The 24,744-nt window shown below is 52.2% G+C and carries 19 protein-coding genes and 2 pseudogenes; 11 read left to right on the top strand and 10 right to left on the bottom strand.

Translation table 11 applies throughout. The features are described 5' to 3' along the window. The 3 genes and pseudogenes from AAYN39_RS13470 to AAYN39_RS13460 form a co-directional block, all read right to left on the bottom strand. The gene (locus tag AAYN39_RS13470; RefSeq protein ID WP_000200863.1) at positions 1-1,269 is read right to left on the bottom strand and encodes an SLC13 family permease; all 1,269 of its coding nucleotides are present in this window, start codon (positions 1,267-1,269) and stop codon (positions 1-3) included. A gap of 67 nt (positions 1,270-1,336) precedes the next feature. Further along, positions 1,337-2,524 (bottom strand): annotated as a pseudogene (locus AAYN39_RS13465) (sugar diacid recognition domain-containing protein). 276 nt (positions 2,525-2,800) lie between these two features. Beyond that, positions 2,801-3,868, bottom strand: a complete 1,068-nt coding sequence (locus AAYN39_RS13460) for an AI-2E family transporter (RefSeq protein WP_000892056.1) — start codon at positions 3,866-3,868, stop codon at positions 2,801-2,803. Between the two features lie 207 nt (positions 3,869-4,075). On the opposite strand from AAYN39_RS13460, the gene bepA reads away from it, so the two are divergent. Next, positions 4,076-5,539 carry a beta-barrel assembly-enhancing protease gene (gene bepA / locus AAYN39_RS13455; protein ID WP_000489630.1) on the top strand — a complete coding sequence of 488 codons (1,464 nt, stop codon included), beginning with the start codon at positions 4,076-4,078 and terminating at the stop codon, positions 5,537-5,539. Between the two features lie 39 nt (positions 5,540-5,578). Then, entirely contained in the window at positions 5,579-5,938 is a 360-nt protein-coding gene (arsC, locus tag AAYN39_RS13450) for an arsenate reductase (glutaredoxin) (RefSeq protein ID WP_000132650.1), read from the top strand. A gap of 26 nt (positions 5,939-5,964) precedes the next feature. On the opposite strand, the gene AAYN39_RS13445 is transcribed toward arsC, so the two are convergent. The 3 genes from AAYN39_RS13445 to upp form a co-directional block, all read right to left on the bottom strand. Further along, complete coding sequence (locus AAYN39_RS13445) at positions 5,965-6,666, bottom strand: DnaA inactivator Hda (protein ID WP_061835882.1); 702 nt, start codon at positions 6,664-6,666, stop codon at positions 5,965-5,967. A gap of 94 nt (positions 6,667-6,760) precedes the next feature. After that, positions 6,761-8,050 (bottom strand): uracil permease, encoded by a 1,290-nt coding sequence (uraA, locus tag AAYN39_RS13440; protein WP_000198341.1) that lies wholly within the window; start codon positions 8,048-8,050, stop codon positions 6,761-6,763. An 87-nt stretch (positions 8,051-8,137) separates the two neighbouring features. Then, a complete protein-coding gene (upp, locus tag AAYN39_RS13435; protein WP_000706208.1) occupies positions 8,138-8,764 on the bottom strand; it encodes a uracil phosphoribosyltransferase in 627 nt (208 codons plus the stop codon). 412 nt (positions 8,765-9,176) lie between these two features. Here upp and purM point away from each other — a divergent pair, with 412 nt between their 5' ends. From purM to ppx, 4 genes are all read left to right on the top strand, one after another. After that, the gene (gene purM, locus AAYN39_RS13430) at positions 9,177-10,214 is read left to right on the top strand and encodes a phosphoribosylformylglycinamidine cyclo-ligase (protein WP_001767330.1); all 1,038 of its coding nucleotides are present in this window, start codon (positions 9,177-9,179) and stop codon (positions 10,212-10,214) included. Further along, the gene (purN, locus tag AAYN39_RS13425; RefSeq protein WP_001028592.1) at positions 10,214-10,852 is read left to right on the top strand and encodes a phosphoribosylglycinamide formyltransferase; all 639 of its coding nucleotides are present in this window, start codon (positions 10,214-10,216) and stop codon (positions 10,850-10,852) included. The genes purM and purN overlap by 1 nt, the downstream gene beginning before the upstream one ends. A gap of 188 nt (positions 10,853-11,040) precedes the next feature. Further along, positions 11,041-13,107 (top strand): polyphosphate kinase 1, encoded by a 2,067-nt coding sequence (ppk1, locus tag AAYN39_RS13420; protein WP_000529558.1) that lies wholly within the window; start codon positions 11,041-11,043, stop codon positions 13,105-13,107. Positions 13,108-13,111: 4 nt separating this feature from the next. Beyond that, positions 13,112-14,653: an exopolyphosphatase gene (gene ppx, locus AAYN39_RS13415; RefSeq protein WP_001123330.1), complete on the top strand. Its 1,542-nt coding sequence runs from the start codon at positions 13,112-13,114 to the stop codon at positions 14,651-14,653. Positions 14,654-14,688: 35 nt separating this feature from the next. On the opposite strand, the gene AAYN39_RS13410 is transcribed toward ppx, so the two are convergent. Both AAYN39_RS13410 and AAYN39_RS13405 read right to left on the bottom strand, forming a co-directional pair. Continuing rightward, positions 14,689-16,902 carry a sensor domain-containing phosphodiesterase gene (locus tag AAYN39_RS13410; protein WP_000773655.1) on the bottom strand — a complete coding sequence of 738 codons (2,214 nt, stop codon included), beginning with the start codon at positions 16,900-16,902 and terminating at the stop codon, positions 14,689-14,691. 96 nt (positions 16,903-16,998) lie between these two features. Then, positions 16,999-17,136 (bottom strand): hypothetical protein, encoded by a 138-nt coding sequence (locus tag AAYN39_RS13405; protein WP_001581698.1) that lies wholly within the window; start codon positions 17,134-17,136, stop codon positions 16,999-17,001. 196 nt (positions 17,137-17,332) lie between these two features. Between AAYN39_RS13405 and AAYN39_RS13400 the strand changes: the two genes are divergently transcribed. From AAYN39_RS13400 to AAYN39_RS13385, 4 genes and pseudogenes are all read left to right on the top strand, one after another. Beyond that, on the top strand, positions 17,333-17,506 hold the full coding sequence (locus tag AAYN39_RS13400) for a YfgG family protein (protein WP_001231515.1): 174 nt from the start codon (positions 17,333-17,335) through the stop codon (positions 17,504-17,506). A 263-nt stretch (positions 17,507-17,769) separates the two neighbouring features. Continuing rightward, entirely contained in the window at positions 17,770-18,264 is a 495-nt protein-coding gene (locus tag AAYN39_RS13395) for a glycine zipper 2TM domain-containing protein (RefSeq protein WP_001131774.1), read from the top strand. A 15-nt stretch (positions 18,265-18,279) separates the two neighbouring features. Continuing rightward, positions 18,280-18,819 carry a DUF5384 family protein gene (locus tag AAYN39_RS13390; protein WP_000755800.1) on the top strand — a complete coding sequence of 180 codons (540 nt, stop codon included), beginning with the start codon at positions 18,280-18,282 and terminating at the stop codon, positions 18,817-18,819. A gap of 228 nt (positions 18,820-19,047) precedes the next feature. Then, positions 19,048-19,792, top strand: a pseudogene (locus AAYN39_RS13385) (hypothetical protein). Positions 19,793-20,058: 266 nt separating this feature from the next. On the opposite strand, the gene guaA reads toward AAYN39_RS13385, so the two are convergent. Together guaA and guaB are read right to left on the bottom strand one after the other, a co-directional pair. After that, entirely contained in the window at positions 20,059-21,636 is a 1,578-nt protein-coding gene (gene guaA / locus AAYN39_RS13380) for a glutamine-hydrolyzing GMP synthase (protein ID WP_000138293.1), read from the bottom strand. Positions 21,637-21,705: 69 nt separating this feature from the next. Next, complete coding sequence (guaB, locus tag AAYN39_RS13375; protein WP_000944174.1) at positions 21,706-23,172, bottom strand: IMP dehydrogenase; 1,467 nt, start codon at positions 23,170-23,172, stop codon at positions 21,706-21,708. A gap of 160 nt (positions 23,173-23,332) precedes the next feature. Between guaB and xseA the strand changes: the two genes are divergently transcribed. After that, a complete protein-coding gene (gene xseA / locus AAYN39_RS13370; protein ID WP_000953156.1) occupies positions 23,333-24,682 on the top strand; it encodes an exodeoxyribonuclease VII large subunit in 1,350 nt (449 codons plus the stop codon). Positions 24,683-24,744 lie beyond the last annotated feature (62 nt).

Below are 24,744 nucleotides of genomic sequence, written 5' to 3'. Positions count from 1 at the left end.
TTATCCTGCAAAACCAAAGAAACCGAACATCAGAGTAGAAATAAAGGTAATGGCTAACCCCACCAGCGTTTCATACGGCATTAGCTTTAAACGTTCATGAATTTGCATATTGACGCTGCCGCCCGTCGCGTGGAAAAAGCTGCCATGCGGCAGATGGTCCAGCACCGTGGCGCCCGCATGGATCATAGCGGCTCCCGCCAGGGCGGAAACGCCAAGTTCAAGTAACGTGGGAGAGAAAACGCCGGACGCCACCGCCGTTCCCGCTGTGGTTGAGGCCGTCGCCATTGACATCATGGCGCCAGACACGGGCGCCAGCAGCCAGGACGGCAATCCCGAAGCGGTGAGGCCATGAATCAGGACATCTTTAAGTTCGGAATTAGCGATAATGCCGGCCAGCGTACCGGTTCCCAGCAACATAATAGCGACAGGCGCCATACGCATCAGACCGGCGACCATGTACTGGTTACAGTGGCGCGCGCGTCCCATCAACAGCAGACCGACCAATCCCCCTACGGGCAGGGCAATTAACGGGTCAATGGAAATGCCGACAAACGGACGGAGAGAAAGCAGGAAAATAGCGACCAGCGGCGCGCTAATCGCCACCAGAAAACCGGGCCTGGCGACAGAGTCATCATGGTGAGTCACTTCATGATCGGCGACGCCCGCGCCTTTATTATTCAGCCGTTTCGCTAACAGATAGGCGATAATAAGCCCAACGATGCCCGGAACCACGCCCGCCAGCATAATAGAGGTAAGAGGAACATGAAACGCATCGGAGGCGGCAATAGCGTTCGGGTTAGGTGACATCACGTTACCCGCTTTGCCGCCGCCGACCATCGCCAGCAGAATAGCGCTTTTTGACAGGCCTGCATTACGCGCAATCGACAGCGCAATCGGCGCGACGGTAATCACCGCCACATCAATAAATACGCCGACGGCGGTCAAACATAGTGTGGCAATGGCTAATGCCAATAATGCCCGGGTTTCCCCCACTTTGCGGACAATCGTCTCAGCAATCGTATTCGCCGCCCCGGACTCAATTAATACGCCCGCCAGTACGCCTGCGGCCAGAATACGCAATACGGCATTAACGATGCCCTGCGCGCCTGACACCATCAGCGACACGGTTTGCAGAAGATCGGCGCCGCCAATCAAACCGCCGACCAGCGCGCCCGCCATCATGCCGTAGGCTGGCGACACTTTTCTTAAAATTAATACGATGGCCACAACCAATGCGGCAATGGCTCCCAAGGTGGATATCGACGTCATATACTGCGCCTCCTTTAACATGGAGCGCGCAGTATGGAAAAAACCGCCTAAAAATCCGCTGGAGCTTTCAACAAATTTCGATTCGACCAGGCAGCGGTAACTTGTCGGACGATACAGATTCGGCCTGAAGCTCCATACCGATATAAAGCCAAAGCGTACTTTTTAACTCGTTGATTTTTATGTGCGTAATATCCTCACAGCGCTGTAAGCGATAGCGCAATGTATTCACATGAATATGCAATGCTTTGGCCGTTTGCGTCAGGTCACAATTATGTTCAAACCAAGTCCGCAGCGTCTGTTGCAATACGCCTTTCGCGTCATGTTGCACCAGTTGCAGCCACAGACGCGATAACTCCTGCACTTGCCAACTTTCAGACAGCCCGCTTAGCAGCGCGGGAAGCGCGTGGTCATGATAAAAAATGTACTGGCTGCGCAGCTTTTGTCTTTTCGCCATCGCCTGCGTGGCTCTCGCTGTGAGCAAAGATCGGTGCAATCCCGTCTCGCCGGCAAAATAGCCCCCAACCAAAATACGGCTAAAGCCCGATGATGCAGCCCATGATTTAAAAATCTGCAATTCGCCCATTTCCTGGCGGGTATTCCACTTTCCCTCTTTTAACGTGATAGGCTTAATAATGATTAATTCATTAAATTCGGTAAACGTCACCAAATGGTTGCGCGCGTGATTCTCGAAATAATCCATTACATTGCGCAGCGCTTCGCGATCCGGCTGGGAAAGTTCAATAATCAGCACCACTCTGGGAACCGCCAGATCAATGCCCAGATAGGCCGCCATGGAGCGCAACGACTCTGTTGAATTTTCTCGCAAAATCAATTGGTTGATCAGCTCTTCGCGATAGCGTTTATCCCATTGTCACTGTTCGATCAGCACCATATGCTCGATCACCAGCTCCGCCGCCATTTTAACCAGCTCGGCATACGCGCGAACCTCCTCCGGTTCGCCGGTAATGCCGACCACGCCGATAAGCTGTTCATGAAAAGAGATGGGAAGATTAATGCCGGATCGCACGCCTTTAAGCTGATTGGCGGTAGCGGAATCAATTTCTACAATACGGTTTTCCTTCAGCGCCAGAATGGCCCCTTCGTGACGCTGGCGAAGCCGCGAAGGTTCGCCAGACGCGATAATGACGCCATGCTCATCCATGACGTTTACCGAGTAAGGAATAATTTTCATGGCTCGCTGTACAATTTGCCGCGCGGTATACCCTTTCAAGTAATGTTTTCTCAACACACTCATTCCCTGTTTCGTTATCGCTTCACATTAAAAAAGCAATCTCGCATCAATGATGTCACTTATTAACGAATTTCTCAGAAGAATGCTTAGGCTAAGTCACCAAATTTTGGCGGCTTTACAGCGAGAATTTTGTAGGTTCCGACAATAAAAATGCCGCAACACGGTGCGGCATTAAAAAAAAGAGCGGCTTTCTAAGCGCTTGACCCTCATCAGGCGTGCGCAAAATGGCGGCAGGGCACTATGATGTCGTTCACGCTTTACAACTTTTGTACAGACCGCTCAGGATGAGGCATCCGTCACCTGACCATCCGGCCAGGCATGGACAACGGCTTTAATCAGCGTCGCCAATGGAATGGCGAAAAATACCCCCCAGAATCCCCACAGACCGCCGAAAATCACCACTGACAGAATAATCACCAGCGGATGCAAATTCACCGCTTCGGAGAAAAGTACCGGTACCAGCAAATTGCCATCCAGCGCCTGAATAATCAGATAAACGGCAAAACAGCTCCAGAATTCCGTCCCCAGACCAAACTGAAACAGCGCGACGCCCACCACCGGAATTGTCACCACAAAGGCGCCGATATAGGGGATCAGGACCGAAAAGCCCACCAGTACCGCCAACAGTAGCGAATAGTTGAGGCCAAACAACAAAAAGCCCAGCCAGGTCGCCACGCCCACCACTACCATCTCCAGCACTTTTCCGCGGATATAGTTGGTGATCTGCTGATTCATCTCATTCCACACCTGCCCCGCCAGCCCGCGATTACGCGGCAGCACGCGGCGCACGGCATTCAGCATCTGCTCTTTATCTTTTACCAGGAAAAAGACCATCAGCGGCACCAGCACCAGATATACCGCCAGCGTCAGTAGCCCGACTAACGAAGCCAGCGAATATTTCACCACCGAATCGCCCATGTTAAGCATCCGGGTACGCATGTTTTCCGCCATCGCATCAATAATGCCCGCATCCATCAGCGCCGGATAGCGTCGCGGCAAGGTCGCGGCAAAATCGGACAGTTTATTCAGCATACCAGGCATATCACGAATCAGGTAAATACCCTGCTGCCAGGCAATCGGCATCACCACAAACGCCATTAATAACAGAATGCCGACAAAGAGGATAAGGACAATGGAGGCTGCCCAGCGCCGGGAACAGCCAATCGCCTGCAGGCGCGCCGTCGGCCACTCCAGCAGGTAGGCCAGTACGATAGCGACCAGCAGCGGCGCTAACAGGCCGCTAAAGAAAAAGAGGATGCTAAAACCAGCCACCAGAATGACCAGCAAGGCAATCGCCTCCGGATCGCTGAAGCGACGGCGATACCATTGCATTAACATTTCGAGCATAAAACCCTTCCCAGAACTCAACTGCGGGATTGTGATGCCGAATTGTATCGAAATGTCACAAAAAAGACTTCGCTTTTTATCGTTGATTCAGGAAACTAAAATAGTGAGTCTGTGCTCATCACAGTTACACTTATGAAGTGTCGGAGCGTGGAACGATATTTCACGACGTTGGTCAAAGGGCTATCTCAAAACAACAGGATAGAGGTTATGTTCAGGCAGTTGAAAAAAAACCTGGTGGCAACCCTCATTGCAGCATTGGCTCTCGGTCAGGTCGCGCCCGCATTTGCCGACCCTGCCGACACGCTGCCCGATATGGGAACCTCGGCAGGAAGCACGCTTTCTATTGGACAAGAGATGCAAATGGGCGACTTTTATGTGCGCCAGCTACGCGGCAGCGCGCCGTTAATCAACGATCCGCTGCTGGTGCAATACATTAACGCGCTGGGGATGCGTCTGGTCTCGCACGCAGACTCCGTCAAAACGCCCTTCCATTTTTTCTTGATCAATAATGACGAAATCAACGCGTTCGCGTTCTTTGGCGGCAATGTGGTGCTGCACTCGGCGCTTTTTCGCTACGCGGATAACGAAAGCCAGCTAGCTTCAGTCATGGCGCATGAAATTTCCCACGTTACGCAGCGCCATCTGGCGCGCGCGATGGAAGATCAAAAGCGCAGCGCGCCGCTTACCTGGGTGGGCGCGCTGGGTTCCATTTTGCTGGCCATGGCCAGCCCACAGGCCGGTATGGCGGCGCTAACCGGTACTCTGGCGGGAACGCGCCAGGGAATGATAAGTTTCACCCAGCAAAATGAGCAAGAGGCCGACCGTATTGGTATTCAGGTACTGCAACGCGCCGGATTTGACCCACAGGCGATGCCCTCTTTCCTCGAAAAACTGCTCGACCAGGCGCGTTACTCCACGCGACCGCCTGAAATTTTGCTCACTCACCCCTTACCGGAAAGCCGCCTTGCGGATGCCCGCAACCGTGCCAACCAGATGCGCCCGGTCGTGGTGCAATCTTCCGCCGACTTTTATTTCGCCAAAGCGCGCGCCCTGGGAATGTACAATTCCGGACGTAACCAGCTCACCAGCGACCTGCTGGATCAGTGGTCTAAAGGCAACGTGCGTCAGCAACATGCGGCGCAATATGGCCGGGCGTTGCAGGCGATGGAAGCGAGCAAGTACGATGAAGCGCGCAAAACGTTGCAGCCGCTATTAAGCGCAGAGCCGAACAATGCCTGGTATCTTGACCTCGCCACCGATATTGACCTGGGGCAGAAAAGAGCCAACGACGCGATTAATCGCCTGAAAAATGCCCGCGATCTGCGCGTTAATCCTGTGCTGCAGTTAAACCTCGCCAATGCGTACCTCCAGGGAGGCCAGCCGAAAGCGGCGGAAACCATTCTGAATCGCTACACCTTTAGCCATAAAGATGACGGTAACGGCTGGGATCTGCTTGCTCAGGCCGAAGCCGCGCTGAACAACCGCGATCAGGAGCTGGCGGCACGCGCTGAAAGTTATGCGCTGGCGGGACGACTGGATCAGGCAATTTCACTGCTCAGCAGCGCCAGCGCCCAGGCAAAACTGGGTAGTCAGCAACAGGCGCGTTACGATGCGCGTATCGACCAGTTGCGCCAGTTACAGGAACGCTTCAAGCCATACACGAAAATGTAATCGCCGTTTATTAGCCGGATGGCGTCACAAGGAGAACTCATGACCGACACGATTAAAATCTACCATAACCCGCGCTGCTCGAAGAGCCGCGACACGCTGAACCTGCTGAAATCTAACGGCGTGGAACCGGAAGTGGTGCTTTATCTGGATACGCCCGCCGATGCCGCCACCGTGCGGGAACTGCTGCGTATGTTGGGCATGTCCAGCGCGCGCGAACTGATGCGCCAGAAAGAAGATCTCTATAAGACGCTTCACCTGGCGGATAGCCAGCTAAGTGAAGAGGCGTTAATCCAGGCGCTGGTTGAACACCCTAAACTGATGGAGCGCCCCATTGTAGTGGCAAATGGTCAGGCGCGTATTGGCCGACCGCCTGAGCAGGTGCTGGACATCCTCGGTTAACCGTTAAACGCCGCCGTCGCGGCGTATTACAGTTTCAGGATCTCTTTGACAAACGGGATCGTCAGTTTTCGCTGGGCAGTGATCGACGCATGATCGAGCTGATCCAGCGTCATAAACAGCGTGCGCATTTCGCGATCAAGACGTTTGAGTAAAAACCGTCCGACATCTTCCGGCAGTTCAAACCCCCGTAATCGGGCACGCAACTGTAGCGCCTGAAGTTTGTCTTCATCGGAAAGAGGCTGGAGTTTATAGATTTGCCCCCAGTCCAGACGGGAAGCGAGATCGGGTAAGCCCAGATTTAACTGTCTTGGCGGACGATCGCCGGTGATCAATAACCGCGTCTTACCGGACTCCAGAATGCGGTTATAGAGATCAAAGATGGCCATCTCCCACAGTTCATCGCCAGCGACGCACTCAATGTTATCAATACACACCAGCGAGAGGTGTTCCATACCGTCGAGCACTTCCGGCACGAACCAGGTGCGTTTATCGAGCGGGACGTAGCCTACCGCATCTCCACGCTGCGACAGTTCAGCGCAGGCGGCGTGCAGCAAATGGCTGCGGCCCGCGCCTTCACGCGCCCAAAGGTAGATATATCCACTATGTTCCTGGCGCAACACGTTTTGTAACGCGGCCAGTAGAGAGGCGTTATCCCCCGGCCAGAAACTTGCGAAAGTTTCGTCGTCAGGAAGATAAAGTGGCAAAGAGAGCTGTGCCGGTGTGTTCAGAGATACCTCAACCCAGGATGACATAAAATCGCGCTGAGTTTACCACATAATTCCCGTGAGATAGAACCGGGCAGCATCGCTGCCCGGCAACCCGTTACTGATGCGGAGACTCCGCATCATTTGCCTCCAGTACCACTTCTTCCGGACGCAACAGGCTAATCAGTTTAAAAATCAGGCTCAGGCCAATCCCGACGATGGTCGCCAGCGCCATCCCTTTCAATTCTGCCGCGCCGATATGCACTTTCGCGCCGCTAACGCCGATGATCAAAATCACCGAGGTGAGGATCAGGTTTTGCGCTTTGTTGTAGTCGACTTTCGATTCGATCAAGACGCGAATCCCCGACGCGCCGATGACGCCGTACAACAGCAGCGAGACGCCGCCCATCACGGGTAACGGGATAATCTGAATCGCCGCCGCCAGTTTGCCGACGCAGGAAAGCAGAATGGCGAAAATCGCCGCGCCGCCGATAACCCAGGTACTGTAAACGCGGGTGATCGCCATGACGCCAATATTTTCCCCATAGGTGGTATTCGGCGTGGAGCCGAAGAAACCGGAAATGATCGTCGACAGTCCGTTAGCGAACATCGAGCGGTGCAAACCGGGATCGCGCACTAAATCTTTTTTGACGATATTCGCCGTCACCACCAGATGACCGACATGCTCGGCGATCACGACCAACGCCGCGGGCAGAATCGTCAGGATCGCAAACCATTCAAAACGCGGCGTATAGAAGGTCGGCAGCGCAAACCAGTGCGCCTGGGCAATCGGCGTGGTATCGACCACCCCCAGCGCGAATGACAGCGCATAGCCCGCCAGCACGCCGATCAAAATCGGAATGATCGCCAGGAAACCGCGAAACAGTACGGAGCCGAACACCGTCACCGCCAGCGTGACCATGGAGATAATAATTGTTTTCGTGTCCGGCGACTGCCCTTGCGCAGGCAGCAATCCGGCCATCCCCGCCGCGACGCCAGCCAGCTCCAGACCGATGACGGCAACGATTGCGCCCATTGCCGCAGGCGGGAACATCACATCCAGCCAGCCGGTGCCCGCTTTTTTAACGATGAAAGAGACCAGACAGAACAACACGCCGCACATAATAAAACCGCCCAGCGCCACTTCATAACCCAGCGGCAACAACAGTAATACCGGGGAAATAAAGGCAAAGCTCGATCCGAGGTAGGCAGGAATTTTACCTTTGCAGATAAAGAGATACAGCAACGTTCCGATACCGTTAAACAGCAGCACCGTCGCGGGATTGATATGAAACAGAACTGGCACCAGCACGGTCGCGCCAAACATGGCGAAAAGGTGCTGTAAACTAAGCGGGATTGTCTGTAAAAGCGGCGGTCTTTCACTCACCCCGATAGCACGGCGCGTCATAGTGTTTTCCTCTAAGTGTGTTTGTTATTAGTGGTTTTATTCAAAAAAAAGCCGACTCTTAAAGTCGGCTTTTAATTATTTATTCACTTATTTGGTACCAAAAATCTTATCGCCGGCATCGCCAAGCCCCGGAATAATGTATCCGTGCTCGTTAAGCCCCTGATCGATAGAGGCGGTGTACAGTTCAACGTCCGGGTGCGCTTTTTCCAGCGCCGCAATGCCTTCCGGCGCGGCGACCAGCACCAGCACCTTAATGCTGCTACAGCCTGCTTTTTTCAGCAGGTCGATGGTCGCGATGACAGAACCGCCGGTCGCCAGCATCGGGTCGACGATCAGCGCCATGCGCTCATCAATGTTCGATACCAGTTTCTGGAAATAAGGTACTGGCTCGAGCGTCTCTTCGTTACGGTACATCCCGACTACGCTGATACGCGCGCTCGGTACATTTTCCAGAACGCCTTCCATCATGCCCAACCCCGCGCGCAGAATCGGCACAACGGTAATTTTTTTACCTTTGATCTGGTCGATTTCCACCGGGCCATTCCAGCCTTCGATGGTGACTTTTTCCGTTTCCAGGTCGGCTGTCGCTTCATACGTCAGCAGGCTGCCTACTTCTGAGGCGAGTTCACGAAAGCGTTTAGTGCTAATGTCGTTTTCACGCATCAGACCCAGCTTGTGTTTGACGAGTGGGTGTTTGACTTCCACGATCTTCATACTCTTCTCCTATCCTCAGATGACTGGCAACCACAAAAAAAATCGCCGGATTATACCGCTTTTCCTCTCTGACGCAACACAATGTATGCTTGACCTGGATCAACCAAAAGCGCTGATAGCGGAAAAGTGAGTATAAATCACTCACGTTGAAACTGGCGATAAAAGCTAACAACCGATTGAATCTTAGCAATTTTAAGGGTGAATGACCTGTCCCGACCACCTGTCGTAAACCAAGTGCTGGATATCCTTTTCTTTTTTACCAACAGGGAAATTTTCAAGCAGCGACCGAAACCATGCCAAAAAATCGCCCGGATAACCAGGGCGCAGACCACGCTCGCAAACGTTTGCTTTCCCTGTTAGAATTGCGCCGAATTTAACTTTTACCGCAAGAAAAAACGTGGGGAACCAGGCAGTGACCGATAAGACCTCTCTTAGCTATAAAGATGCCGGCGTCGATATTGATGCGGGTAACGCTCTGGTTGATCGAATCAAAGGCGTAGTGAAGAAAACTCGCCGCTCGGAGGTTATGGGCGGTCTGGGCGGTTTCGGTGCGCTGTGCGCGTTGCCGCAAAAATATCGTGAACCGGTACTGGTTTCCGGCACTGACGGCGTAGGCACCAAACTTCGCCTGGCGATGGACTTAAAGCGTCACGACGCTATCGGTATTGATCTGGTGGCGATGTGCGTAAACGATCTGGTCGTTCAGGGCGCGGAACCGCTGTTTTTCCTCGATTACTATGCCACCGGTAAACTGGATGTCGATACCGCCGCCAGCGTGATCAACGGTATTGCCGAAGGCTGCCTGCAATCCGGCTGCGCGCTGGTCGGCGGCGAGACGGCGGAAATGCCGGGCATGTATCACGGCGAAGATTACGATGTGGCGGGTTTCTGCGTCGGCGTAGTCGAAAAATCAGAAATCATCGATGGCTCCCGGGTTGCCGAAGGCGACGTGCTGATTGCGCTCGGCTCCAGCGGCCCGCACTCGAATGGATATTCGCTGGTGCGGAAAATTATTGACGTTAGCGGCTGCGATCCACAGACCACTCTGCTGGAAGGGAAACCGCTGGCCGATCATCTGCTTGAACCGACCCGTATCTACGTAAAATCGGTTCTGGAACTGATTGAAAACATCGATGTACACGCTATCGCCCACCTCACCGGCGGCGGCTTTTGGGAAAATATTCCGCGCGTTCTGCCGGAGAATACCCAGGCGGTAATTAATGAGTCGTCCTGGCAGTGGCCCGCCATCTTTACCTGGCTGCGAACCGCCGGTAATGTCAGCCGACATGAAATGTACCGTGCCTTTAACTGCGGCGTCGGCATGGTGATTGCGCTCTCTGCTCCGGAAGCGGACAAAGCGCTTGCTCTGCTAAACGAGAAAGGTGAAAACGCATGGAAAATCGGTATCATCAAAGCCTCTGATTCCGAACAGCGTGTGGTTATTGAATAATGAATATTGTGGTGCTGATTTCCGGCAATGGAAGCAATTTACAGGCGATTATCGATGCCTGCGAAGCGAAGAAAATTAAAGGCACCCTCAGGGCAGTATTCAGCAATAAGGCCGACGCGTTCGGCCTTGAACGCGCCAGAGAAGCCGGCATTCCGGCGCAAGCGCTGACTGCCGATCGGTTTGACAGCCGCGACGCCTTCGATCGCGAGTTGATTCGCAAGATAGACGCGTATGCGCCCGATGTGGTCGTGCTGGCCGGTTTTATGCGTATTCTGAGTCCGATGTTTGTCGCGCATTACTACGGGCGTCTGCTGAACATTCACCCTTCCCTGCTGCCAAAATATCCGGGGTTGCATACCCATCGCCAGGCGCTGGAAAACGGCGATGAGGAGCACGGTACCTCGGTGCATTTCGTGACAGACGAACTCGACGGCGGCCCGGTCATTCTCCAGGCGAAGGTGCCGGTTTTTGCCAACGACAGCGAAGATGATATCACCGCACGCGTACAAACTCAGGAACATGCGATTTATCCGCTGGTGATTGGCTGGTTTGCGCAGGGGCGTCTAAAGATGCGCGATAACGCCGCCTGGCTGGACGGGCGTCGTCTGCCGCCGCAAGGTTATGCGTCTGACGAATAATATGTCATCGGCCAGGGCTGCGTCTGCTTGCCGGATGGCGGCATAAATGCCTATCCGGCCTACTCTTTTCCCTTCCTTTATGCTATCAGTTTATTGTCATATTTTTCTGACGCTGTTGGACATTAACGCGTAATGCTCGCCATAATTATCAGGCAGTGTCCCGTGAATAAAACGGAGTATAGGTAGTAATGGGTCAGGAAAAGCTATATATCGAGAAAGAGCTGAGCTGGTTAGCATTTAACGAACGCGTGTTACAGGAAGCAGCGGATAAATCCAACCCGTTGATTGAGCGGATGCGGTTCCTGGGAATCTATTCTAATAACCTCGACGAGTTCTACAAAGTGCGTTTCGCTGAACTGAAACGACGCATTATTATCAGCGAAGAACAGGGTTCAAATTCTCATTCACGCCATTTGTTAGGCAAAATTCAGTCCCGCGTGTTGAAAGCAGACCAGGGGTTCGACGGCCTGTACAACGAATTACTGCTGGAAATGGCGCGTAATCAAATCTTTCTGATCAACGAGCGTCAGCTCTCGGTGAACCAACAAAGCTGGTTGCGCCACTATTTTAAGCACTATTTGCGCCAGCATATTACCCCGATTCTCATTAACCGGGAGACGGATCTTGTTCAGTTTTTAAAAGATGATTACACCTATCTGGCGGTGGAGATTATCCGCGGCGACACCATCAACTATGCGCTGCTGGAGATACCGTCCGACAAAGTCCCACGCTTCGTTAATCTGCCGCCGGAGACACCGCGCAGACGCAAGCCGATGATCCTACTGGATAATATTCTGCGCTACTGCCTGGATGACATTTTTAAAGGGTTCTTCGACTATGACGCGCTCAATGCCTATTCGATGAAAATGACCCGCGATGCCGAATATGACCTGGTGCATGAGATGGAATCCAGTCTGATGGAGCTGATGTCCTCCAGCCTGAAGCAGCGCCTGACCGCTGAACCTGTGCGCTTTGTCTATCAACGCGATATGCCCGCCGCGCTGGTCGACGTGCTGCGGGAAAAACTGACGATCTCCCGGTATGACTCAATCGTACCCGGCGGGCGCTACCACAATTTTAAAGACTTTATTAATTTTCCGAATGTCGGTAAAGCCAACCTGGTCAATAAACCGTTACCGCGGTTACGCCATCTTTGGTTTGATAAAGAGAAGTTTCGTAACGGTTTCGACGCGATTCGTGAACGTGATGTGCTGCTCTATTATCCGTACCATACCTTCGAGCATGTACTGGAACTGCTGCGCCAGGCGTCGTTTGACCCAAGCGTGCTGGCGATCAAAATCAATATTTATCGCGTAGCGAAAGACTCGCGCATTATTGACTCGATGATCCATGCCGCCCATAACGGCAAAAAAGTCACCGTGGTGGTGGAGTTGCAGGCGCGCTTCGATGAAGAGGCGAATATTCACTGGGCCAAGCGGTTAACCGAAGCGGGCGTCCATGTTATTTTCTCTGCGCCCGGGCTGAAAATTCACGCCAAACTCTTTCTCATCTCACGAAAAGAGGGCGATGACGTGGTGCGTTATGCGCATATCGGCACCGGTAACTTCAACGAAAAAACGGCGCGGCTGTATACCGATTATTCGCTGCTGACCGCCGATGCGCGCATTACCAATGAAGTGCGCCGGGTCTTTAATTTTATTGAAAACCCCTATCGCCCGGTCACTTTCGATTATTTGATGGTTTCTCCACAAAACTCACGGCGTCTGCTGTATGAGATGATCGATCGTGAAATTGCCAATGCCCAGCAAGGCTTACCGTCAGGGATTACCTTAAAGCTTAACAACCTGGTCGATAAAGGGTTGGTCGACAGGCTATACGCCGCGTCGGGTTCGGGCGTCCAGGTCAATCTGCTGGTGCGCGGTATGTGTTCTCTTATTCCGCAACTGGAAGGCATTAGCGATAATATTCGCGCGATTAGCATCGTGGATCGCTATCTGGAACACGATCGGGTTTATATTTTCGAAAACGGCGGTGATAAGCAAGTTTGGCTCTCTTCAGCTGACTGGATGACGCGTAATATTGACTACCGTATCGAAGTCGCTACGCCTATCCTCGACCCGCGGCTTAAACAACGCGTCCTGGATATCATTGACATTCTGTTTAGCGACACGGTAAAAGCGCGTTTTATCGATAAAGAACTCAGCAACCGCTACGTACCGCGCGGCAATCGCCGCAAAGTTCAGGCGCAGCTGGCAATTTATGACTACATCAAATCACTCGAGCAACCAGACTAACGCTATGCCAATTTACGATAAATCCCCTCGCCCGCAGGAGTTCGCTGCGGTCGATCTCGGCTCAAACAGCTTTCATATGGTCATTGCCCGCGTGGTTGACGGCGCAATGCAGATTATCGGGCGCTTAAAACAGCGCGTCCATCTGGCGGACGGGCTGGGCGCAGATAACAAACTCAGCGAAGAAGCCATGGAACGGGGGCTTAGCTGTCTGTCGCTGTTTGCTGAACGCTTACAAGGTTTCTCCCCTTCCAGCGTTTGTATCGTAGGCACCCATACGTTACGTCAGGCGCAAAATGCCGCTGATTTTCTCAAACGCGCGGAAAAGGTTATTCCCTACCCGATAGAGATTATTTCCGGTAACGAAGAAGCGCGCCTGATTTTTATGGGCGTAGAACATACGCAGCCGGAAAAAGGCCGCAAGCTGGTGATCGATATCGGCGGCGGATCAACAGAGCTGGTTATTGGCGAAAACTTCGAACCCAGGCTGGTTGAAAGCCGTCGTATGGGCTGCGTGAGCTTCGCGCAGCTCTACTTTCCCGGCGGCGTTATCAATAAAGAAAACTTCCAGCGCGCCCGAATGGCGGCAGCGCAAAAACTGGAAACCTTAACCTGGCAGTATCGTATTCAGGGTTGGAACGTGGCGATGGGCGCTTCCGGTACGATTAAGGCCGCTCATGAAGTTCTCCTGGCGCTGGGTGAGAAAGATGGCTTCATTACGCCGGAGCGCCTCGATAAACTGAAGTCAGAAGTGTTGAAGCACCGCTCCTTTAATGCGCTCAGCCTGCCGGGTCTGTCTGAAGAACGAAAAGCGGTCTTTGTGCCGGGCCTGGCGATTCTGTGCGGCGTTTTTGATGCTCTGGCTATCCGCGAGCTTCGCCTTTCCGACGGCGCGTTGCGCGAAGGCGTGCTGTATGAAATGGAAGGCCGCTTCCGCCATCAGGATGTTCGCAGCCGTACCGCAAAAAGTCTGGCCAATCAATACAACATTGACAGAGAACAGGCCAGACGTGTGCTGGAAACCACCATGCAGATGTACGAGCAGTGGCAGGCCCAGCAGCCAAAACTGGCGCATCCGCAGCTTGAAGCGTTGCTCCGCTGGGCGGCAATGCTGCATGAGGTTGGACTGAATATTAATCACAGCGGTTTACATCGCCATTCGGCTTATATTCTGCAACACAGCGATTTGCCCGGCTTTAATCAGGAGCAGCAAATGATGATGGCGACGCTGGTGCGTTATCATCGTAAAGCCATAAAACTGGATGATATGCCCCGCTTTACGCTGTTTAAGAAAAAACAGTATCTGCCGTTAATTCAGCTACTTCGGCTGGGCGTATTACTGAACAACCAGCGGCAGGCGACCACCACACCGCCGACGCTGCGGCTAACGACCGATGACAGCCACTGGACGTTATGTTTTCCGCATGACTGGTTCAGCCAGAATGCGCTGGTACTGCTTGATCTGGAAAAAGAACAGCAGTACTGGGAAGCGGTAACTGGCTGGCGTCTCAATATTGAGGAAGAAAGCTCGCCGGAGATCGCCGCGTAAATTGTGGATCAGACGCCGCGCTGCGGCGTCTGCCTTTACTGAATCTCAGATAATAGCTGCGGCTCGCCAATTAAATATCCCTGAAGATAGTCGATCCCCAACGACAGCACTACGCTTCGTATTTCTTCGCTCTCGATATACTCCGCGACGACCTGCATATTTTTCATTCGCGCTAAATGACAAATAGAAGCCACAATCTGATAATCGAGACTGTTTGACACTATATTGCGAATAAAACTGCCGTCAATTTTAAGAATATCGGCGTCAACGTTTTTCAGCCGCGCATAGCTGGCGTAGCCAGTACCGAAATCATCAATCGCTATCTGACAGCCAAACTGCTGTAGCTGTCCCAGTGTCAACTGCGCCTGCTCAGCATTGGTGAGAGAGTTGCTTTCCGTTACCTCAAAAACCAGTTGCCAGGGTTCAACCTGATATTGCGTAAGCAGCTGCTTAACTTCTGCAGGGAAACGGGCGCGGCATACCGATGTTGGCGACAGATTAATGGCAAAACGATGCGCGGGCATATATTCCCGGCTGGCCGCCATAAACCGTAGCGTGTTTTCAATCACCCAGAGATCGATAGCGGAAGACAAACCAAACTCATGCGCCACGGGTAAAAAATTGTCCGGGTTGATAACGTCGCCGTTGTCATCCCTGAGTCGCAGTAAAATTTCATGGTAAACGTCCCCACGAACACCGAAAATAGGCTGCGCCATCAGGAAAAAATGATCGTGCTCCAACGCCTGTTGCAGGCGATTCATCATCGCAATTCTGCCCTTCAAATCGCGCTGCAGGTGCATTGCGCCGCGCCGCTGTAAATCCTCCGGCGCGTTAGTCGTCAACGAAAGATCGGAACTGGTGCTTAATTCGCCCAACAGCAGATAAAGGTGGCTAACCGGAGAACGCACGCAGCAGTAGCTCACGCCAACAGGCGGCTGTAGCGGCAGTCCATCCCAAATAAACCGAAACTGCTTAATATGTTTATCCAGCGCTTCAATACGCTGCTGATGCGCCTCTGTATTAAGACGCAGCACCAGGTCGTGCCCTGACATCTGGTAGACGCACTCATTTGAGGCCAACATCGGCGTAATCCAGTGAGAGAGCTTTTGCTTATACTGGATGCGTAGCATGACGCCATAATTTTTACCCAATAGCTCCAGACCCGGCACGTGTAAAAAACAGATCGTAGACCAGGGTGCATTTTTAAGCGCGCGGTTTAACGCACGTAAATTGGGAAGATGTACAACCGGGTCAAGATAGGCCAGCCGCCGTGCGCGACCACTCACTACGCGCTGACGCGTGGCCAGTACAGACATATAATTAACAATAAAAGAAAAAACCAGATAGCTCGAAGAGGTAATCGCTAATTGCGTATCATAACCTGAATACCAGGGCATATAACGCTGATAATAATGAATCGACGTAATTAGCACGACGGCCCAGATAATTGAAATAAACTTATAACCATAGCGCATCGCGCCCCACAGCATGACCGGCAATAATAACGAAAGCGTATAGTTGGTACTAAATATTGAGCTATTATCCGTCAATGGCATACACAGTATAAACATTAGTGTAGTCAATACAGCCAGCCAAATAACGATCTCTTTTTTAGTGGCCTTGCTATCAATCTGTAGCTTTAATTGCTGATAATACCCCCGCAGGTGCAGCGGATTGCGGAGAGTACGAATAATAAAATAGCACAATGGCACGCCGACAAGGTTACCGACCAGTAACGCCTGGTAATTAATCAGCGTGTTGATATTAAAGGGCATTACCCCCATCAGGCTGGCTTTACTTTCGTACATGCCAACAAAAGCGGCAAACTGGTAAATGACCAGAAATAATGTCGCTGAACAAAATACCTGCCAGAACATTCGTTGAAACAACAGGTGGGCGTCGCCGTGGGAAACATTGTTTCGCCGGGGGGAAAAGACACGATAGCCGCCCCAGCTTAGCACGATAGTAATGATAAAGTGCATCGTCACAGAAAGGGTTTCATACAGCCCTGTCTGCGGGTATCTGCGCCAGAAGATAGCAAGCACAATGCCCGGCAGTGCTGCCCAGCCGAAAAAGAGCATCAGACTAAGCATAAAAGCTAACGGCAGGTAAAAAAGAACCACATTTCCAGTGCTGGTAAGCGCATAAGTATTTGCGCTACTTAAAACAGGTAGTAAAATCGAAGGGAGAATGAGCGGTAGTCCCCACCATTTATCTCTGATATTTATATAAGTTTTATTCAGCTTCATAGATGCTCAGCAGAACCCCCCAATCCCAAAGGGGCGTTAACAGACAGGCATCCCACCTGACTTTAAATTGATGATGCGATATACATCACACGATAGTCATCGATTGTAATTATTAAACAAAAGTAACATTTGATTTAAGTCAATTATTACCTTTCTCCTGCAGCCTTTATTCGTCTTTTTATTCTTTGTTATCATTAATTTATTATTAATGTAAATACTAAAATTATCTTCCATAACAATATAAGATAAATCAACTGACGCAATTTTACATTAAGAGGAATTGACCATCGGTTCGCAGTATGCCTTAATGTAGAGTGAACGCAGGCTTGTTACGTTCTTCGCCTTGATAATACCTTTGAAGAACCCAGCCTGATCCCGCCCATACCGCTGGGCCAACGTTAAGGAACCCTTTGTAAGTCAGGCCAACAGTATGCGAAAACGACATCGATTTAACACTCGCATGACCCGTATCGTACTGCTTATCAGTTTTCTCTTCTTCTTTGGACGTTTCGTCTACTCTTCTATCGGCGCCTGGCAGCACCATCAGGATAAAAAAGAAGCGCAACAGTCATCGCTTTCGGTCACCACGCCGGGACAACGTTAAGCTGTTATCCGTTAAAATAGTGATGGCGGTATTATCGTCACAGGTTTGCCGTGTTATCCAGCGCTCTGTTATCCCCTTCCCTGGCTTAGCATGAACCGATAAAAACAAAGCATCGTATCATCTAATGCTTTGTTTTTTAGTCTAAAAAAAACAATCAACTACAAGAAACGATAGTTTACTTTTTTTAAGATTAGTCTTAAATACATTCCTTTTTGCGTTATTACCTAAACAAGGAATTGTGATGAATTTAAAAAAAAAATGCTTTGCCTCTGGTTTTGTTTGCCTCTTTTTCTCTTGCCGGATGCCAGTCCAATGCGGATGACTACGCCGCAGATGTTTACCAAACCGGGCAGTTAAACGCGAAGCAAGAAACAAAGACCGTCAATATTATCTCTGTTTTGCCAGCGAAAGTTGCCGTAGATAACACCGCCAATAAAAAAACCGCTCAGACCTTCGGCGCAATTCTTGGGGCTGTAGCGGGCGGCGTTACTGGTCATAACGTGGGCTCAGGTAGCGGTTTGGGTACTACTGCCGGCGCGGTTGGCGGCGGAGCCGTTGGCGCAGCGGCGGGGTCATTGGTTAAAGATAAAACGTTAGTTGAAGCCGTATCTTTGACTTACAAAGAAGGAACGAAGGTTTATACCTCCACCCAGGTGGGAAAAACGTGCCAATTTACCACCGGTCTGGCTATGGTGATATCGACCAAAGATAACGAAACGCGAATTCAACCCAATACGAAATGTCCTGAGAAAAGCTAACTATCGGGAGATTTTATGAAGAAAGTTATTTTAGGCGCTGTTTTATTCACTCTAAGCGGCTCGGTTTTATCTTCTTCTTTGCAGGATCAGCTTGCGGCGGTAGCCCAGGCTGAACAGCAAGGAAAAAATGAAGAAAACAGACAGCGTGATGCTCTGCAAGCCAAACGAGATCAAGAGGCTCAACAGGAAAGACAAAGGCAAGCCAATGCGGCAGCGGTTGCTAAGCAGCGAGCAAAAGCGGCAGAAGCTGAACGGAAAGCACGGCAAGCAAAATTGGCAGCGGAAGCCGCGCAAGATAAAGCGCGCGATCAAAGCTACGAAGATGAGCTTCGTCGTTTAGAAATTCAGAAACAAAAACTGGCGCTGGCCAGGGAAGAGGCCCGGGTAAAAAGAGAAAATGAATTCATCGATCAAGAGCTGAAAAGTAAAGCTGCCCAGACAGATGTTATTCAATCTCATGCTGATGCAAACAGAAATCTATCTGAAGGCGGTCGCGATCTGCTGCAAAGCGAAGGTAAAGCCCGTGAGGAAAAGGCAAGCGGCTGGTTTAACTGATTTCGCTAATCATTTATGTGTATTAGCTCAGATTTGACCTGACATAGCTATGGCACAGACCTAAACCTAATCTGACAGGCAGGTCTGTGCCAATAGCGGACGTTGTTAACTTTGGCCCATATTCATCAATGGACGCAGGTCAATCTATACGCTAATTGTTTTGCGCTTAAGTTCTGAACTATAGTGCCGATAGTAAAATTAAGTACTTTTGCCTTAAGGAAGCAAGGTTTGAAAGATTTTTCAAAATACTCAAAAGCGTTAGGGATGGCTAAGTTCTATGTTTATGCATTTTATGACACTGAAGATGCAGCTAAGAAGCCGTTTTATATAGGCAAAGGCAAGTCAGAACGCTGCCTTGATCATATAAAGTATAATGATGACTCTCCGAAATCAGAACGAATTAATCATCTGTTAAAAACAGGAAATCTGGGTATCGACATACTACGCCATGGCATGGATGAGGCAACCGCGAAGCTTGTTGAAGCAACATGTATTGATCTCTTGGGTGTTGGAGAACTGACCAACAAAGTACGAGGAAGCAGCTCCCTTATGGGGCGAATCACGCTGGATGAGCTCAATCATCTTCTTCTTAAGCAAGAGACGGAAATCGCACCTGAACATGCCGGGCTCGCTTTTTTGCTAAACAGCACCTACAAGTCTGGCATGAGTGCACTTGCATTATATGAAGCTACGCGTGGCGTCTGGGCAAAAGTACCAAAAGATGAAAACCTACAATTTGCATACGCCACCTACGGCGGTTTGGTGATGGAAGTTTACGAGATACAGTGCTGGTTGAAGGCAGGCTCTCAGCAATACTTTACCCGGGAATTGGTCATCCCCCCCCGAAACCAACCGTTCAGAATTTGTTGGACGAATCGCATCACCAGAAATCAGAGGATTATACGTTGGCAAGCTAATCAAAAAATCGCGTAGTCATGGTAGCCCTTTCGTAAAAGTCGGGCTGGCGGAGTAAACTGACCTGCTTCCCGTTGATTAATACACCTCAATGCCAGTCATGTTGTTGAAGCTACCAATGTCCGCACCTCGCTCGAAGCCGACTGTCAGATTTGATTGTGTGCTGCCAGTGAAACCCACTATTGTGTCGATGCAGTGCTTTGCCGCCAGAAGCTGTGCACTACACAGAAAATGCATCTATGCACATAAATAAAAACCCTCTGCAAAAACAGAGGGTTAAATTCACTTTTACCTGTTCATGAAAACACAGGAAGGGTTATCGACTTATTCCCACTCAATGGTAGCCGGTGGTTTACCGCTGATGTCATACACCACACGGGAAATCCCGTTGACTTCATTGATGATGCGGTTGGAAACACGACCCAGGAAGTCATACGGCAGGTGCGCCCAGTGCGCGGTCATAAAGTCGATGGTTTCGACAGCACGCAGAGAGACCACCCAATCGTACTTACGACCATCGCCCATTACGCCAACGGAGCGTACTGGCAGGAAGACGGTGAACGCCTGGCTGACTTTGTCGTACAGATCCGCCTTACGCAGCTCTTCAATGAAGATGGCATCAGCACGGCGCAGCAGGTCGCAGTACTCTTTCTTCACTTCACCCAGTACACGTACGCCGAGGCCCGGCCCCGGGAACGGATGACGGTACAGCATGTCGTACGGCAGGCCCAGCTCCAGACCAATCTTACGCACTTCGTCTTTGAACAGCTCTTTCAGCGGTTCAACCAGCCCCATCTTCATCTCTTTCGGCAGGCCGCCAACATTGTGGTGAGATTTGATGACGTGCGCTTTACCGGTTGCAGACGCCGCAGATTCGATGACGTCAGGGTAGATGGTGCCCTGCGCCAGCCATTTCACGTCTTCCAGTTTCAACGCTTCTTCGTCGAACACTTCCACAAAAACACGGCCAATGATCTTACGCTTCGCTTCCGGATCGTTTTCGCCAGCCAACGCGGACAGGAAGCGATCTTCTGCCGGTACGTGAACGATGTTCAGACCAAAATGGTCGCCAAACATGTCCATCACCTGCTCGGCTTCGTTGAGACGCAGCAGGCCGTTGTCGACGAATACACAGGTCAGATTTTTACCGATCGCGCGGTGCAGCAGCATTGCGGTTACGGAAGAATCCACGCCGCCGGAGAGACCGAGGATCACTTTATCGTCGCCTACCTGCTCGCGAATGCGCGCCACGGCGTCGTCGATGATCTTCGCCGGCGTCCACAGGGCTTCACACTGGCAGATATCACGCACAAAACGCTCCAGCATGCGCATACCCTGGCGGGTGTGAGTCACTTCCGGGTGGAACTGTACGCCGTAGAAGCGTTTTTCTTCGTTAGCCATGATGGCGAACGGGCAGCTTTCGGTGCTGGCTACGGTCACGAAGTCGGACGGAATCGCCGTCACTTTATCGCCGTGGCTCATCCACACGTCCAGCAGCGGTTTGCCGTCGGCGGTCAGGGAATCTTCAATACCGCGAACCAGCGCGCTGTCGGTCAGCACTTCGACCTGCGCGTAACCAAATTCACGCTCATTAGAACCTTCTACATGACCGCCAAGCTGCATCGCCATGGTCTGCATCCCGTAGCAGACGCCAAATACCGGCACGCCTGCTTCAAAGACATACTGCGGCGCGCGCGGGCTGTTTTCTTCGGTGGTGCTTTCCGGGCCGCCGGAAAGAATAATGCCGCTTGGGTTGAAGTCACGAATTTGTGCTTCTGTCACATCCCACGCCCACAGTTCGCAGTAAACACCCAGCTCACGCACGCGGCGCGCAACCAGTTGAGTGTACTGAGAACCGAAGTCCAGAATGAGGATGCGATGCTTATGAATGTTTTCCGTCATTGACGCTTATTCCGAGGCAAGTGAAACAGATTAAATAAATCGCCCGACGCGAAGGTCGGGCGAAGAAAATCAGGAGCCCAGACGGTAGTTCGGGGACTCTTTGGTGATGGTCACGTCGTGAACGTGGCTTTCCTGGATACCCGCACCGCTGATACGCACAAACTCCGCTTTAGTACGCAGTTCGTCGATGGTAGCACAACCGGTCAGCCCCATACAGGAGCGCAGGCCGCCCATCTGCTGGTGAATGATCTCTTTCAGGCGACCTTTATAGGCTACGCGGCCTTCGATACCTTCCGGCACCAGTTTGTCGGCGGCGTTGTCGCTCTGGAAGTAACGGTCAGAGGAACCTTTGGACATCGCGCCCAGCGAGCCCATGCCGCGGTAAGATTTGTAAGAACGGCCCTGGTAGAGTTCGATTTCGCCCGGGGATTCTTCGGTACCCGCCAGCATAGAACCGACCATGACAGCGCTCGCGCCTGCGGCGATGGCTTTGGCGATGTCGCCGGAGAAACGGATACCGCCGTCAGCGATAACCGGAATCCCGGTGCCTTCCAGCGCTTCAACTGCGTCAGAAACAGCGGTAATCTGCGGAACGCCCACGCCAGTCACGATACGAGTGGTACAGATGGAACCCGGGCCGATACCGACTTTCACCGCGCTGCAACCGGCTTCCGCCAGTGCGCGAGCGCCTGCGCCCGTCGCGACGTTGCCGCCGATGATTTGCAGGTCAGGATATTTAGCACGGGTTTCACGGATACGTTGCAACACGCCTTCAGAGTGACCGTGAGAAGAGTCGATCAGCAGGACGTCAACGCCTGCCGCCACCAGCGCGTCAACGCGCTCTTCGTTGCCCGCGCCTGCGCCGACCGCCGCGCCGACACGTAAACGGCCCTGCTCATCTTTACAGGAGTTTGGTTTACGTTCCGCTTTCTGGAAATCTTTTACGGTAATCATGCCAAGCAGATGGAAGTTATCATCAACGACCAGCGCTTTTTCTACGCGTTTTTCGTGCATTTTTGCCAGCACGACTTCACGGGCTTCGCCTTCACGAACGGTCACCAGACGCTCTTTCGGCGTCATGTAAACACTCACCGGCTGGTTCAGGTCAGTCACAAAACGCACGTCACGACCGGTGATGATACCCACCAGCTCGTTATCTTCAGTCACCACCGGATAGCCCGCAAAACCGTTACGCTCGGTCAGGGCTTTCACTTCATGCAACGTGGTGGTTGGCAGGACGGTCTGCGGGTCGGTCACTACGCCGGACTCGTGTTTCTTCACGCGGCGAACTTCTTCCGCCTGGCGCTCAATAGACATGTTTTTGTGGATAAAACCGATGCCGCCTTCCTGGGCCAGGGCAATTGCCAGGCGCGCTTCCGTCACGGTGTCCATCGCCGCAGAAAGCATAGGAATATTCAGACGAATAGTTTTCGTCAACTGCGTGCTGAGATCAGCAGTATTCGGCAAAACGGTGGAGTGAGCGGGAACAAGGAGGACGTCGTCAAACGTCAGGGCTTCTTTAGCGATACGTAGCATGGGCAATATCTCACCTGGGAGGTTAATAAATATTGCCGCGGCATTATACAGAACGTAATCGGTTGCATCTACATTTTTTTGCAAATAGTGCTTGCGATCCCCCGTGAGCAGGTTACTATCGATTGAATAACCTGCTGATTTAGAATTTGATCCCGCTCACATGTTATCCTCTCAAACTTCCTCAATTTTTACCGTAAGCCGCCTTAACCAGACGGTTCGTCTGCTGTTAGAACAGGAGATGGGACAGGTATGGATCAGCGGCGAGATTTCTAATTTCACGCAGCCTGCGTCGGGCCACTGGTACTTTACGCTCAAAGACGATACCGCTCAGGTGCGCTGTGCGATGTTCCGCAACAGCAACCGCCGGGTGACGTTCCGCCCGCAGCACGGGCAGCAGGTGCTGGTACGCGCCAACATTACGCTGTACGAGCCGCGCGGCGATTATCAAATCATCGCCGAAAGTATGCAGCCGGCTGGCGAAGGCTTGTTGCAGCAGAAGTATGAGCAGCTAAAAGCCAAACTCCATGCCGAAGGCTTGTTCGATCAGCAGCATAAACAGCCGTTGCCCTCCCCGGCCCACTGCGTTGGGGTGATCACCTCGAAAACCGGCGCGGCGCTGCACGATATCCTCCACGTGTTGAAGCGTCGTGACCCATCCCTGCCCGTTATTATCTATCCAACCGCGGTACAGGGCGACGATGCGCCGGGGCAGATCGTTCGTGCTATCGAACTGGCAAACACGCGCGGCGAGTGCGACGTGCTGATCGTCGGACGCGGCGGCGGTTCGCTGGAAGATTTGTGGAGTTTTAACGACGAACGCGTGGCGCGGGCTATTTTTGCCAGCCGTATTCCGGTGGTCAGCGCCGTCGGTCACGAAACCGACGTCACTATCGCCGATTTTGTCGCCGACCTGCGCGCGCCGACGCCATCAGCAGCGGCAGAAATTGTCAGCCGTAACCAGCAGGAGTTGTTGCGTCAGATCCAGTCCGCCCAGCAGCGTCTGGGCATGGCGATGGACTACTACCTCGCCAACCGCAGCCGTCGTTTCACGCAGATTTTTCACCGTCTGCAACAACAACATCCGCAACTACGTCTGGCCCGTCAGCAAACCGCGCTGGAACGTCTACGCCAACGGATGGGATTTGCGCTTGAGGCCAGGATTAAGCAGGCCACTCAGCGTCAGCAACGCGTAAGTCAACGCCTGAGCCAGCAAAATCCGCAGCCGCGCATTCACCGCGTGCAGTCGCGCATCCAACAGCTGGAATATCGTCTGACGGAGAATATCCGCTCACGGTTAAGCGAACAGCGCGAGCGTTTTGGCAACGCGGTCACGCATCTGGAAGCGGTCAGCCCGTTAGCCACGCTGGCGCGCGGCTATACGGTTTCGACGACAACGGACGGCAAGGTGTTGAAAAAGATCAAACAGGTCAAAGCAGGCGATATCATGACCACGCGGCTGGAGGACGGCTGGCTTGAAAGTGAAGTCAAATCCGTCACGCCGGGAACGTAATCCAACACTCCCCCACCTTTTGCAGCGCGATGTTGGGTTTCGACTTCACCTCAGCCAACCCA

The sequence above is a fragment of the Salmonella sp. K21076 genome, from assembly GCF_039650795.1.
GTDB classification, from domain to species: Bacteria; Pseudomonadota; Gammaproteobacteria; order Enterobacterales; family Enterobacteriaceae; genus Salmonella; species Salmonella enterica.
The sequence above is the reverse complement of the archived record's forward strand: the minus strand, read 5'-3'. Positions and strand labels throughout refer to the sequence as shown.